This is a genomic window from Microbulbifer elongatus, from assembly GCF_020524885.1.
In the GTDB taxonomy this organism is placed as follows: domain Bacteria; phylum Pseudomonadota; class Gammaproteobacteria; order Pseudomonadales; family Cellvibrionaceae; genus Microbulbifer; species Microbulbifer elongatus_A.
In genome coordinates this window covers 836065-848544 of record NZ_JAIVKJ010000001.1, presented here as the reverse complement: position 1 = coordinate 848544, position 12480 = coordinate 836065, and the positions used below count along the sequence as shown (strand labels likewise).

General features: G+C 57.2%; 12 protein-coding genes. 5 read left to right on the top strand and 7 right to left on the bottom strand.

The window, feature by feature from the left end; genetic code table 11:
* Positions 1–42: 42 nt before the first annotated feature.
* The 6 genes from LC059_RS03555 to LC059_RS03530 form a co-directional block, all read right to left on the bottom strand.
* Positions 43–624 carry a DUF4389 domain-containing protein gene (locus LC059_RS03555; RefSeq protein WP_226702442.1) on the bottom strand — a complete coding sequence of 194 codons (582 nt, stop codon included), beginning with the start codon at positions 622–624 and terminating at the stop codon, positions 43–45.
* A 68-nt stretch (positions 625–692) separates the two neighbouring features.
* Positions 693–971 (bottom strand): DUF4389 domain-containing protein, encoded by a 279-nt coding sequence (locus tag LC059_RS03550; protein ID WP_226702441.1) that lies wholly within the window; start codon positions 969–971, stop codon positions 693–695.
* An 18-nt stretch (positions 972–989) separates the two neighbouring features.
* Positions 990–2039, bottom strand: a complete 1050-nt coding sequence (locus LC059_RS03545) for an NAD(P)H-dependent glycerol-3-phosphate dehydrogenase (protein ID WP_226702440.1) — start codon at positions 2037–2039, stop codon at positions 990–992.
* Positions 2040–2302: 263 nt separating this feature from the next.
* Positions 2303–4219: a molecular chaperone HtpG gene (htpG, locus tag LC059_RS03540; RefSeq protein ID WP_226702439.1), complete on the bottom strand. Its 1917-nt coding sequence runs from the start codon at positions 4217–4219 to the stop codon at positions 2303–2305.
* Positions 4220–4396: 177 nt separating this feature from the next.
* Positions 4397–5641, bottom strand: coding sequence for a serine hydrolase domain-containing protein (locus tag LC059_RS03535; protein ID WP_226702438.1), 1245 nt, complete (start codon positions 5639–5641; stop codon positions 4397–4399).
* A gap of 387 nt (positions 5642–6028) precedes the next feature.
* Positions 6029–6631 carry a peroxiredoxin gene (locus LC059_RS03530; protein WP_226702437.1) on the bottom strand — a complete coding sequence of 201 codons (603 nt, stop codon included), beginning with the start codon at positions 6629–6631 and terminating at the stop codon, positions 6029–6031.
* Positions 6632–7016: 385 nt separating this feature from the next.
* Between LC059_RS03530 and LC059_RS03525 the strand changes: the two genes are divergently transcribed.
* The 3 genes from LC059_RS03525 (at position 7017) to bfr (ending at position 9549) form a co-directional block, all read left to right on the top strand.
* On the top strand, positions 7017–7229 hold the full coding sequence (locus tag LC059_RS03525; RefSeq protein ID WP_226702436.1) for a bacterioferritin-associated ferredoxin: 213 nt from the start codon (positions 7017–7019) through the stop codon (positions 7227–7229).
* Between the two features lie 202 nt (positions 7230–7431).
* Positions 7432–8748: a DUF2254 domain-containing protein gene (locus LC059_RS03520; RefSeq protein ID WP_226702435.1), complete on the top strand. Its 1317-nt coding sequence runs from the start codon at positions 7432–7434 to the stop codon at positions 8746–8748.
* A gap of 315 nt (positions 8749–9063) precedes the next feature.
* Positions 9064–9549 carry a bacterioferritin gene (gene bfr / locus LC059_RS03515; protein WP_226702434.1) on the top strand — a complete coding sequence of 162 codons (486 nt, stop codon included), beginning with the start codon at positions 9064–9066 and terminating at the stop codon, positions 9547–9549.
* 95 nt (positions 9550–9644) lie between these two features.
* On the opposite strand, the gene grxD is transcribed toward bfr, so the two are convergent.
* A complete protein-coding gene (gene grxD / locus LC059_RS03510) occupies positions 9645–9977 on the bottom strand; it encodes a Grx4 family monothiol glutaredoxin (protein ID WP_226702433.1) in 333 nt (110 codons plus the stop codon).
* A 352-nt stretch (positions 9978–10329) separates the two neighbouring features.
* Here grxD and LC059_RS03505 point away from each other — a divergent pair, with 352 nt between their 5' ends.
* Positions 10330–11517 carry an aspartate aminotransferase family protein gene (locus tag LC059_RS03505; protein WP_226702432.1) on the top strand — a complete coding sequence of 396 codons (1188 nt, stop codon included), beginning with the start codon at positions 10330–10332 and terminating at the stop codon, positions 11515–11517.
* Positions 11518–11535: 18 nt separating this feature from the next.
* Entirely contained in the window at positions 11536–12450 is a 915-nt protein-coding gene (gene argF / locus LC059_RS03500) for an ornithine carbamoyltransferase (RefSeq protein ID WP_226702431.1), read from the top strand.
* Positions 12451–12480 lie beyond the last annotated feature (30 nt).

The window sequence follows — 12480 nt, the reverse complement described above, 5'->3', positions numbered from 1 at the left end:
TCCCGTCAATGAATTGCAGGCAGTCAAACACCAGGTTTTCGATTACTTCTTGTCGTCGGAAGACTTGTCGCCGCTCTCTGCAGTCGTTGCTTCCCCGGCGTCTGCGCTCAATTCAATCACCGTTTCTTCTTCGGCCTTCGGCTTTTTGGCCTTCGCGGAGGTTTTGCGCCTGGACGGCTTTTGCGCTTTTGGCTGCTCTTCTACGGTATCCGCATCCGCTTTAGCCTCAGGTTCAGCAGGCTCGGCGGCGACCTCTTCCGCCTCCGCATTTTCGATCGCCTCTTCAGCACTGATCACTTCACCGTCGATTTCTTCCGCACTCTCATAGGTAGACAGGTCTTCCTCTTCGGATTCCGGCCACTCGGCAAATGGGAAAGGCTTTTCTTCGGTGTTGTAAATCAGGAACTGCAGTGTCTGGTAGATGTAGGAGGCGATCTGGTCGCCGAGGCGGCGCAGGTTGTCGTTGGCATTGCCGGAGACAATAGCGAACAGGAATTGGGCAATGACGACCGCCAGCATTACAAAGCCGGCAATTTCCAGCAATACCGCAAACAGCACCATATAGATCAGGCGCAGCCATTGATTGGTAGAGGTCAGGTTCTGTTTCAGTTCTTCGTTGCTCATTGGGCGATCACCAGTCCGTTGTTGGGCACCACAAAAGGAAAGGCCAGCGAATGCCGGCCTGGCGAATTTCAGGGTTGTGGCCACTCCGCAAACGGAAATGGCTTTTCTTCACTGTTGTAGATCAGGAACTGCAGGACCTGATAAATATAGGATGCAATCTGGTTGCCGAGGTGGCGAAGGTTGTCATTCGGGCTGCCAGAGATGATCGAAAAAAGAAACTGCATCACGATCGTCGCCAGCATGACCACACCGGCCACTTCCAGCAAAATCACAAACAACGCCATAAACAGCAGCCGCAGCCAGTGATCAGCAGAAGTGAGATTGTGCTTTAACTCTTCGTTATTCATGGTACGTCCTACGGAAAATCAGGGTTTGGCCGAATAAGCCACATCAAATGTCTGCTCGCCAGACATCAGCTCGCGAATGACCGTGGGAATCGGGGTACCTTCAAATAATATGGCGTGAATTGCAGAAACCAAGGGCATGTAGACGCCTAATTCATCGGCTTTGGCTTTAATGAGACGAACGGTGTTCACACCTTCCGCCACCTGGCCGATTTCTGTCACCGCATCGTCCAGCTTTTTGCCCTTGCCCACCAGGTAACCCACCCGGTAGTTGCGGCTGAGGTCCGACGAGCAGGTAAGAATCAGGTCACCCACCCCCGCCAGGCCGATAAAGGTCATCGGGTCTGCACCCATGGCTTCGGCAAAGCGCATCATTTCCGCCAGCGCACGGGTAATCAGCAGACTGGTGGTGTTCTGTCCGCGCCCCAGCGCAACCGCCATGCCGGTGACAATCGCATAGATATTCTTCAGGGCACCGGCCAATTCAACGCCAAATACGTCGTTGCTGGAATAAACCCGGAAGGTTTCCGAATGCAGTACCTTCTGAATGGTACTGCACAGGGATTCATCTTCACTGGCGATGACCGTTGCCGTGTAATGCGCGGCGACAATCTCCTTGGCAAAGTTGGGGCCACTCAGCACCCCCACACGCATGCCTTCGGTCTCTTCCCGCAGGATGTCACTCATCAGGTGGAACTGATCGTGCTCGATACCTTTGGTCAGGGATATCAGCATGGTGCCCGGCGCCAGGGACGGCGCGGCGCGGTGTACCACCTCGCGGAAAGATTTACTGGGAATGGCCACAAATACGATCTGGCAGTCACGCACGGCCTGCTCCAGGTCGGCGGTGACATTCAGTTCCGGATGCAGCTCTACCCCCGGCAAATAAAACTGATTTTCGCGGTTGGCCATGCAGGCCGCCGCGCGCTCCGGATCGCGCATCCACTGACGGGTATCGTGGCCGTTGCCGGCAACAATATTGGCAATAGCGGTACCAAAGCTCCCACCGCCCAGGATGGCAATGGAATAACGGGATTCAGGGGCGCTCGAGGAAACGTCTCTCTGGGTCATAACGCTCTGTATTTTTTTGCTGTGCAGCGGGCGATTATACGGAGCCTGACAGCGAGGCCCAACGGCTCATCGAGAATTTGGTTATTTTTGCCAAGTTCGCTAGAGAATACCGTCTGTTGACAGCGAATTCGCGCAAAAAACCGGCAAGAACCTAATATAGCCCAGACCAGAATGCCTGTGAGCGCGATGGGAAATGAAGCAGGAAAAGAACAGGGATTCCGGCAGCTTTTTTGCCGCCGGAACCCTGGCGTGCAGTTGCTCGATTAGCGGTTAAGCTCCAGCAGCAACGCGTTGAGGCGGCGCACATAGTCCGCCGGGTCCGCCAGCTGGTTGCCCGCGGCAAGATTGGCCTGGTCCATCAGGATATTGGTGAGGTCTGCGAAGCGATCCTCATCCTGCTCCTGATCCAGGCGCTGAACCAGCGGGTGGTTCGGGTTCAGCTCAAAAATCGGCTTGGAGTCCGGCAGCGACTGGCCCGCCTGCTCCAGGATACGGCGCATCTGCAAGCCCATGTCGTTGTCGCTGGCCACCAGACATGCGGGGGAATCCACCAGACGGGTAGTGGCGCGCACGTCCTCGACGCGGGATTCCAGTACTTCCTTGACCCGCTCGACCAGTGCTCCGGCCTCTTTCTCGACCTTTTCACGCTCGGCCTTGTCGTCTTCGTTCTCGGCTTCGCCCAGGTCCAGCGCGCCTTTGGCCACGTCCTGGAACTGCTTGCCGTCAAACTCCTGCATATGACCGACAAACCACTCGTCCACCTGGTCGGTGAGCAACAGCACTTCGATGCCTTTCTTGCGGAACACTTCTAGATACGGGGAAGACTTGGCGGTAGCAAAGTTATCCGCACACACGTAGTAAATGTGCTTCTGCCCGTCCTTCATGCGACCCACATAGTCTTCCAGGGACTGGTCCTGCTTGTCGCTGTCGGTATGGGTGGTGGAGAAGCGCAGCAGCTTGGCGATCTTCTCCTTGTTGGAGAAGTCTTCCGCCGGGCCCTCTTTCATTACCGAGCCAAACAGGTCCCAGAACTGCTGGTACTGATCAGCGTCTTTCTTCGCCAGCTTGTCAAGCATGTCCAGTACACGCTTGGTCAGTGCACTCTTGATGGCGTCGGTGTTCTGGTCTTTCTGCAGGATTTCGCGGGAAACGTTCAGCGGCAGATCGTTGGAGTCCAGCACCCCTTTGACGAAACGCAGGTACAGCGGCAGGAACTGCTCGGCGTCATCCATGATGAAGGTGCGCTGTACATACAGCTTGAGGCCGCGGGCAGCATCGCGCTGGTACAGGTCAAAGGGCGCACGCGCAGGAATGTACAACAGGCTGGTGTAGTCCAGCTTGCCCTCCACACGGTTGTGGCTCCAGGTCAGCGGGTCGTCGAAGTCATGGGAGATGTGCTTGTAGAACTCCCTGTACTCCTCGGATTTCACTTCCGAGCGCGGACGGGTCCACAGGGCCTGAGCGGCGTTAACCGCTTCAAATTCCGGAGCCTTGTCTTCCTTGCTCTCTTCATCATCGCCGGCAGGCGCGGACTGCTTCAGCATTTCTACCGGGATCGCGATGTGATCTGAGTACTTCTTAATAATGGAGCGCAGGCGCCAGTCATCGGCGAATTCTTTGGCTTCGTCTTTCAGGTGCAGCACCACGCGGGTGCCGCGATTCGGCCATTCGACGGTTTCCACGGAGTACTCGGCCTCGCCGCTGCATTCCCAATGCACCCCCTGGCTGGCATCGCTGCCGGCGCGGCGGGTGAATACGTCGACCTTGTCGGCAACGATGAATGCGGAGTAGAAACCGACCCCGAACTGGCCGATCAGGTGGGCGTCCTTTTTCTGGTCGCCGGTAAGGTTCTGCATAAAGCTCGCAGTACCGGAGCGGGCGATGGTACCGAGGTTCTCGATCACCTCATCGCGGCTCATGCCGATACCGTTGTCGCTGATGGTGAGCGTGCCAGCGTCTTTGTCGAATTCGATGCGGATACGCAGATCCGGGTCTTCCGCCAGCAGTTCTGGCTTGGAGAGGGCTTCAAAACGCAGCTTGTCGGCGGCGTCGGATGCGTTGGATACCAGCTCGCGCAGGAAAATCTCCTTGTTGGAGTACAGCGAGTGAATCATCAGGTGCAGCAGCTGCTTGGCTTCGGTCTGGAAGCCATGGCTCTCTTTATGGGCCTCAACTGTCATGGATCGGTTCTCCCCTTTTATATCAACTACGGCAGATCAGCAGATCAACTTCAGGAGAGGAGATATTGGGCCGGCCGCCATCAATTCAAGCGCTGATAACAACCCGATTGCTTTGAAGGGTTGGAGGGAGGGCTCGAGGGAGGGGTAACGGGAGAGAGAACCGGGAAATCGCGGCGACTATTTTTTCGCCGCCGCAATCGCCTGCACCAGCTTACCGTGGCCGGTGATATCCGCAATAAAGTTGCCGGTGAGATCCGAGATTACGCGCGACTCGGCGTTCATCAAGATGACGATGCCCACCTTGCGCTTCTCCGAGTAAGCGATGGCGGCGCGGAAGCCCGCCACCCAGCCACCATGGAAAATGATGCGGTCATCCCCCACGGTATAAAGGCGCCAGCCAAGGCCGTAACCAGCATGATCAATATAGTCACGCCAGATGCGGTGGCGCAGATGGCGGCGAGTCTCCACCCGCTCGGTGGTAAGGTCATCGATCACATCGTGGGAAAGCACGTCCGGGAAGTAACCCATCTGCGCCTTCAACCACTGGCCCATATCGCTGATACTGGCGTTCACGCCCGCGGCCGGTGCCGCCAGGTAGTACTCCTTCTCGACCTTGACCGGACGCCAGCCGCGGCCGGTCTGCACATGGGGCGCCGCGCGATTGTTGGCCGCCATAAAGCTCTCCCACCCCAGCGAGGCATCCTCCATTTTCAGGGGAGCAAAGAAGCGGTCCTTGAGCTGGCGGCTGTAAGGCACGCCGGTCGCCTTCTGGATCACATCCTCGATCAGGCTGAACAGCACATTCTGATAGCCGTAGCACTTGCCCGGCTTGCAGTGGGGATCAATGGTGGCAAACATCGGCAGAATCTTGGATAGCGGCCGATTGTCTTCCAGATAGTTGTCGTAAGCGTTGGGCGTCAGCCCGGAGGAATGGCTCAGCAGGTGCTGTACCTGCAGCTGCATGGACAGCGCGGGGGTCTTGAAACTGAGCTGCGGCACGTAGCGCACAACCTTGTCGCCCCAGCTGAATTTATGCTCGTGCTCCAGGACCGCGGCCATACTGGCGGCGAACGTCTTGGAAACCGAGGCAAGGCGAAACACGGTGTGGGTGGTGATTTTTTCGCTCTTACCTTTGACCCGAACACCGTAGGTGTTCATAGCCACCACCTTGTCGTGGTCCACGATCACATAGGCGGCACCGGGAATGCCCTGCTGCTTCAGTAGCTGGTGAAAATAGCGATCAAATTCTTTGGCACTGGCTTCTACGCTCTTGCTGACGGCCTTGGAGCCCTCGCGCGCCGACTTGTCAGGGCGTGCGGCATCAGCAATCACCGGGCTGGCAGTCATCAGCACACCCAGCATCAGAAGTGGCGAGAGCAGAGCCCGCAGGCCTCGGTTACTGTTCGAAATGCCCTGATTCACTGTGAAAACACCATGTGCCGTACTGCAGACTACCTCGGCAGCCACTACCCACAGCGGGCACCGACTCGACCGAATATTTGTTGGGGAACCTGTATTAAGACTAGCAGCCCCGGAAAAAATTCTTGGCGGATCCAACCTTTTCTTTGGTTCGGGAAATGTGACACACCCGCCTCTGCAGTCACGCTATCCGGGCCCAATTTATGGGCTGCCTGAAACTGCGCACGCATTGTAATAAAACTGGCACAAACGCGCACATCAACGAGGCGGGCCTGCCGGGGCTTCGGTGTTTTACCCAAAATACAGCCACAAAAAAACCGCCTCGCGGCGGTTTTTCGGGCGTTGGGGGCAGGTACCGCCCCCAAACAAAGCCAGAAACTCGGGCAAGCCTTACAGCTTGTCGGAGTTCTCGCTCAGGTAAGCAGCAACGCCTTCCGGAGAAGCGTTCATGCCTTTGTCGCCTTCCTGCCAGCCAGCCGGGCAAACTTCGCCGTGCTCCTGGTGGAACGCCAGCGCGTCAACCATGCGCAGCATCTCGTCAACGTTACGGCCCAGCGGCAGATCGTTGACTACCTGGTGGCGAACGGTGCCTTCTTCGTCGATCAGGAAGGAGCCACGGAACGCAACGCCACCTTCAGACTCAACGTCGTAGGCCTGGCAGATTTCGTGCTTCACGTCGGCAACCAGGGTGTACTTAACCTGGCCGATACCACCATCGTTGATGGAGGTGTTACGCCATGCGTTGTGGGAGAACTGGGAGTCGATGGAAACACCGATTACCTCAACACCGCGCTTTTTGAACTCTTCAAAGCGGTGGTCAAACGCGATCAGCTCGGAAGGACATACAAAGGTGAAGTCCAGCGGGTAGAAGAAGATAACCGCTTTCTTGCCCTTGATGGTTTCCGCGAGGTTGAAAGTGTCAACGATCTCGCCATTTCCCAGTACTGCAGCTGCAGTGAAGTCCGGAGCGGGCTTGCCTACTAATACGGCCATGAAAACCTCCTCAATGAGATAGATGTTTTACTTTTGATGTGTTCAATTTATAACCGCCGGCTATAAATCGATTAAAGCTTGATAGGGGGCCGCTATGATACACAGGCGCCTAAGGCAGTCCCATTAAATTTTTATATAAAGGCGATAGCAGACGCCACGCCGCGTGCACCGGTGAAATTCCACGCGCAACGAGCCTCCAGATCCCTCTCCGCTCTATATCCGCAGCCAAGTCGACCAGGTGGTCATATATACGCCTACCGGATCCCCCGCAGCTAACTAAACTAACTACCAAGCGGTCAAATAATCTTATTGACACTTATTCTCATTACCAATAAGATCTCATCTCCGCTTGAATGAAGAGCTTAATTGCGCCGGGTTTACCACGATGTACGTTTGTATCTGTAAAGGCATCACCGACAGTCAGATCAAAGAAGCTGTGTATGACGGCTCCACTTCCGTGAAAGCCCTGCGACGTCATCTGGGTGTTTCCTCTCAGTGTGGCCGCTGTGCCGAGCTGACCCAGGAAATCATCGACGAAACCATGACCGCCGGTGTGATGGCCAATGCCAACAGCGCCCTCTTCTATTCTGCAGGCTGATAGCCACGACTCAGCTCCGGGAGGCACCACCTGAAACGGTGCCTCACCTTCGCCTCCGCATCTCACCACTACCTCTAGCTACGCACCTCTTCTCCTTTTCTATCCGCGACACCTGATTCTTCACTCGTCTGGCAACTGCGCCCTGCTGTCCTATCTTTAAGTGCCACGGCCTGTCCCCACACGCCATTTAAACCAGGACGCCATGAATCACCAGCTGCTGCATCTTTCTGAGCGACTGCGCGCCAGTTTCTGGGTGGTACCAGCGATCATGATGGCGGCCGCGATTTTGCTGGCACAGGGACTACTGGCCATAGACGCGCACTGGCGCGTCGGGCAATTGCCCGGCTTTGGCTGGCTGAAACTGCGTGATGCGGACAGCGCCCGCGCCCTGCTCACTGCCGTCGCCGGCTCCACGATTACCGTCGCCGGCACCGTGTTCTCGATCACTACGGTCGCCCTCACCCTAGCCTCCAACCAGTTTGGTCCGCGGCTGGTTCGGAATTTTATTCGCGACCGGGGCACCCAGATTTCCCTGGGGATCTTTCTCTCCACTTTCGTCTACGCCCTGCTGGTGATGCGCGGTATTGATGCCTATGGACCGGGGCACCGCCACACGCTGTCGGTCAGTTTTGCGCTGCTACTGGCGCTCGCGTGCATCGCCTACCTGATCTATTTCATCCACAACGTGGCGCAGTCGATTCAGATCGACAACATCACCTTCAAGATCAACCGCGAGTTTCGCCAGGCGCTGGATAACATCTACCCGACGGAAGACTGCCGAGACCCACACCAATCCCGCCAGGACCTGCGCGAAGTTAACCTGGGGGATGATGTGCTCCGCGTTCGGATCAATGAAGAAGGCTACGTCCAGCTTATCGATCACCAGAAGCTGATTCACTGGGCGAGGGAACACGAGTGCTGTATTCGCCTGGAAATCCACCCGGGGGCTTTTCTCTATCACTGGGGTTGTGTAGCCACCGTGTTCGACGCGCCGCGGGATCTCGACAGCCAGGCCATTGCGCAAGCTATAAGAAGCGCCATTACTCTGGGCCCACAGCCCACCGCGGAGCAGGATGTCATTTTCTCGATCCGGCAACTGGCGCAAATCGCCGTTCGCGCACTGTCCCCCGGGGTTAACGATCCCTTTACCGCCTATACCTGCATTGACCGGCTCACGGACGGGATCGGAATTATTCTGCAGCGCCCCCCGCTGCCGAACAGCTTTCACGACGACGACAATGTCTTGCGACTGATCACCAGCGAGCTGGATTTTGCCGATGTGCTGGCGGCGGCGCTGGATGAGATCCGGGAATACGGCCGCGAAAGCGGCGTAGTCATGCGCCACCTGCTGGGAGCCATGGAAGCGCTTGCGGAAATCTGCACCCGACAGGCAGACCGCAACGCGATGAAAACACTGGTGCAGCGCCTGGCGGAAGATTGCGAGAACTGCATCGAAGACCGGTTCGATACCGCGACCATCCAAAAGCAACTCGCCACCATTCGGAACACACTCGGGTAACACAACACTTGTTATGCGGCACCGCCAAAACAATCTAAAAGGGAATCATTCTTGTTGTAGTTTGTGGCCGTTTTCCCGTTAATTTTCCCGCTTTTTTCCCGCACTTTCGCCGACATTCCCAGCTTGACTTGTACATTGCTGCCACGCAAACTCCACACATTCGTGCCCGGCAGACTCTACAATTCCTCTGAGCAGTGAACGCAAATGGCGGTTACTGGAAACTGAGTGGATATTGAATTTTGGCGACACCGGGCACCGTTTATTTAACGAATAATATCCCTCAGAGGCACAGCCACCCGGCTCAAGGAGAACACCATGAAGGGCGATCCCAAGGTCATCGAACATCTTAACAAGGCACTGGGCAACGAGCTGATTGCCATCAATCAGTATTTTCTGCACTCGCGCATGTTTAAAGACTGGGGCCTGAAAGAGCTGGCGGACAAGGAGTACCACGAATCCATCGACGAGATGAAACACGCCGACTGGCTGATCGAGCGGATTCTGTTCTTGGAAGGCATCCCCAACCTGCAGCACCTGGGCAAACTGCTGATCGGTGAAAACACCGAGGAAATGCTGAAGTGCGACCTGAAGCTGGAACAGAAAGCGATTCCGGATCTGCGCGACGGTATTGCCTACTGTGAATCCGTACGCGACTTTGGCAGCCGCGAGCTGCTGCAAAAAATCCTGGATTCTGAAGAAGAGCATGTGGACTGGCTGGAAACCCAGCTCAGCCTGATCGATAAAGTGGGCCTGCAGAACTACCTGCAGACACAAATGGCCAGTGCATCGGAAGGCGAGTAATACTCTCGGCGTTCCAGCCCGTGTTCGGGGCATAAGCCGGACATAAAAAAACCGCGGTCATTGCCGCGGTTTTTTTTGCTTTCGAAACGAGCAGATCACTCGCCTTCAGTAGCGCTTCCGGCAGCTTCGTCGATCAGCGTCTTCAGCTCACCGTTCTCGTACATCTCCATGATGATGTCACAGCCACCCACCAATTCCTGTTTAACCCACAGCTGCGGGAAGGTCGGCCAGTTGGCATATTTCGGCAGCTCGGAACGAATGTCCGGGTTCGCCAGAATATCCACATAAGCAAAGCGCTGGCCACAGGCCATGATTGCCTGGGATGCGCGCATGGAAAAACCGCACTGGGGGGCGTTGGGGCTGCCTTTCATATAAAGCAGGATGTCGTTGTCGGCAATCTGCTTTTTGATGTTTTCCAGAGTATCCATAGTGGAAGCAAACCTCGGGTTGGGGAGTTTCCGGCACCGGCGCCCGGCGCCACACCGTCTTGAAAGCGCGCATTGTACCCGATTCACGGTTCGGCGCACGCCTCCCGACTTTCTACCCGCCTCCAGGGTTCTTCCAGGCCCCACCCTCTCTTCACTAAGCTAAAATCTGCCAGCGCCTCATCCGGCAACCGAGTCAGCAACCCACCCAGCAAGGCTCTGCAGCCAGTGGTGGTGCCGCCACACGGCTGTGCTAAGATTGCCGGCTTTCCGGAGAAATTGCGGGTCAAGTGCGCTAAAGGCGTATTTTCTGCGGTTTCTTCTTTTTCGGCCCACCCATAGAGGAGATAGCGAAGTGGCCAGTCCCGCGTTGATGCAAAACTACGGTAATAGAACCCTGACCCTGGTCAGAGGTGAAGGCAATTACGTGTGGGACGACAGCGACCGACGTTATCTCGACGCACTTTCCGGTATCGCGGTATGCGGCCTTGGCCACTGCCACCCGGCAGTCACCCAGGCTATTCAGGAGCAGGCCAACACCCTGTTGCACGTGTCCAACCTGTACAACATTCCACCCCAGGAACAGTTGGCGGAAAAGCTGGTATCCCTGTCGGGCATGGACAATGTGTTCTTCTCCAACTCCGGCGCCGAAGCGAATGAAGCGGCCATCAAGCTTGCGCGCAAGCTCGGCAACGAGCGCGGCCTCGCCTGCCCCAAAATTATCGTCACCGAAGGTGCATTCCACGGCCGTACCCTTGCCACCCTTACTGCCACCGGTAACCCCAAGGTGCAACTGGGCTTCGCCCCCCTGCCGGAAGGCTTCCTGCGGGTACCCTACAACGACGTCGCGGCCGTCGAAAAACTGATCGGCGCGCACGATGATATCGTCGCAATCCTGGTGGAGCCGGTTCAGGGCGAAGGCGGCATTTGTATTCCAGACGCTGACTATCTGCCGCGCCTGCGCAATCTATGTGACCAGCAAAACTGGCTGTTGATGCTGGATGAGATCCAGACCGCCAACGGCCGCAGTGGCAAGCTGTTCGCCTATCAGCATTGGGACGGCCTGCTACCGGATGTGGTCACCACCGCAAAGGGGCTCGGCAATGGCGTCCCCATTGGGGCCTGCCTGGCGCGCGGCAAAGCCGCCGAGCTGTTTACTGCGGGCGCTCACGGTTCTACCTTTGGCGGCAATCCGCTGGCCTGTCGTGCCGGCCTGGCGGTGCTGGAAACGTTGGAAAACGAATGGTTAATCGAGCGCGCGGAAAAACTTGGCACCCAACTACTTGATCAGCTCAATAGTGAACTGGCAGGCTGTGCCCATGTAAAAGAGATTCGCGGCCTCGGTTTGCTGGTCGGTATCGAGCTGGATCGCCCCTGTGCAGAACTGGTGGACCTGGCCCGCGCCCAGGGCCTGCTGATCAATGTAACCGCCGGCAAGGTGGTGCGCCTGTTGCCGCCACTGACCCTGACCGATGCCGAATGCAGCCAGATCGCCACGACCGTGGCTTCCCTGGTACGCGACTTCGCCCAACAGGCCGCCTGATTTACGGAGGAATTACCCATGGCAGTCAGACATTTTCTTACCCTCCTGGACCTGAGCAAAGACGAGCTGCGCGGCATTATCGAGCGCGCCATCGAGCTCAAGGCCCTGCGCAATCAGGGCGTGGCCAGCGAACCGTTCCGCGACAAGGTGCTGGGGATGATTTTTGAAAAATCCTCCACCCGCACCCGCGTCTCCTTTGAAGCCGGCATGGCGCAGATGGGCGGCAGCGCGCTATTCCTGTCTCCGCGCGACACCCAGCTCGGCCGCGGTGAGCCCATCGAGGACAGCGCGCGGGTGATCTCGCGCATGGTGGACATGGTGATGATCCGCACCTTCGGCCACAACGTGCTGGAGCGCTTCGCCGAGTACAGCAAGGTGCCTGTGATCAATGCCCTGTCCGACAGCTACCACCCCTGCCAGCTGCTCGCGGATCTGCAGACCTATGTGGAGCACCGCGGCAGCCCGGAAGGCAAAGTGGTGACCTGGGTGGGTGACGGCAACAACATGTGCCACTCCTACATCAACGCCGCGCGCCAGTACGATTTCGAACTGCGCATCGCCTGCCCGGAAGGCTACGATCCGGACGAGAGTATTCTCGCCGCCGCCGGCGACCGGGTTTCCGTTTTCCGTAAACCGCAGGACGCGGTACGCGGGTCCGACTGGGTCGCTACCGACGTCTGGGCCTCCATGGGCCAGGAGACCGAACAGCAAATCCGCCTCAAAGCGTTCGAGGGTTACCTGGTGGACCACGAACTGATGAGCCATGCCAACAGCGACGCCGTGTTTATGCACTGCCTGCCCGCGCACCGCGGCGAGGAAGTGAGCGGCGAGCTGCTGGAAGACGACGCCATTTCGGTTGTCTGGGACGAGGCAGAAAACCGCCTGCACGCACAGAAGGCGCTGATGGAATTCCTGCAGGAAAGCAGCAGCTGACCTCGGCAACTGCGCCCTTCAATAAGACGA

Bases quoted from the DNA above. Each gene is read 5' to 3' on its own strand.
- LC059_RS03555 (WP_226702442.1), bottom strand. From the start codon at position 624: ATGAGCAACGAAGAACTGAAACAGAACCTGACCTCTACCAATCAATGG.
- LC059_RS03550 (WP_226702441.1), bottom strand. From the start codon at position 971: ATGAATAACGAAGAGTTAAAGCACAATCTCACTTCTGCTGATCACTGG.
- LC059_RS03545 (WP_226702440.1), bottom strand. From the start codon at position 2,039: ATGACCCAGAGAGACGTTTCCTCGAGCGCCCCTGAATCCCGTTATTCC.
- htpG (WP_226702439.1), bottom strand. From the start codon at position 4,219: ATGACAGTTGAGGCCCATAAAGAGAGCCATGGCTTCCAGACCGAAGCC.
- LC059_RS03530 (WP_226702437.1), bottom strand. From the start codon at position 6,631: ATGGCCGTATTAGTAGGCAAGCCCGCTCCGGACTTCACTGCAGCTGCA.
- LC059_RS03525 (WP_226702436.1), top strand. From the start codon at position 7,017: ATGTACGTTTGTATCTGTAAAGGCATCACCGACAGTCAGATCAAAGAA.
- LC059_RS03520 (WP_226702435.1), top strand. From the start codon at position 7,432: ATGAATCACCAGCTGCTGCATCTTTCTGAGCGACTGCGCGCCAGTTTC.
- bfr (WP_226702434.1), top strand. From the start codon at position 9,064: ATGAAGGGCGATCCCAAGGTCATCGAACATCTTAACAAGGCACTGGGC.
- grxD (WP_226702433.1), bottom strand. From the start codon at position 9,977: ATGGATACTCTGGAAAACATCAAAAAGCAGATTGCCGACAACGACATC.
- argF (WP_226702431.1), top strand. From the start codon at position 11,536: ATGGCAGTCAGACATTTTCTTACCCTCCTGGACCTGAGCAAAGACGAG.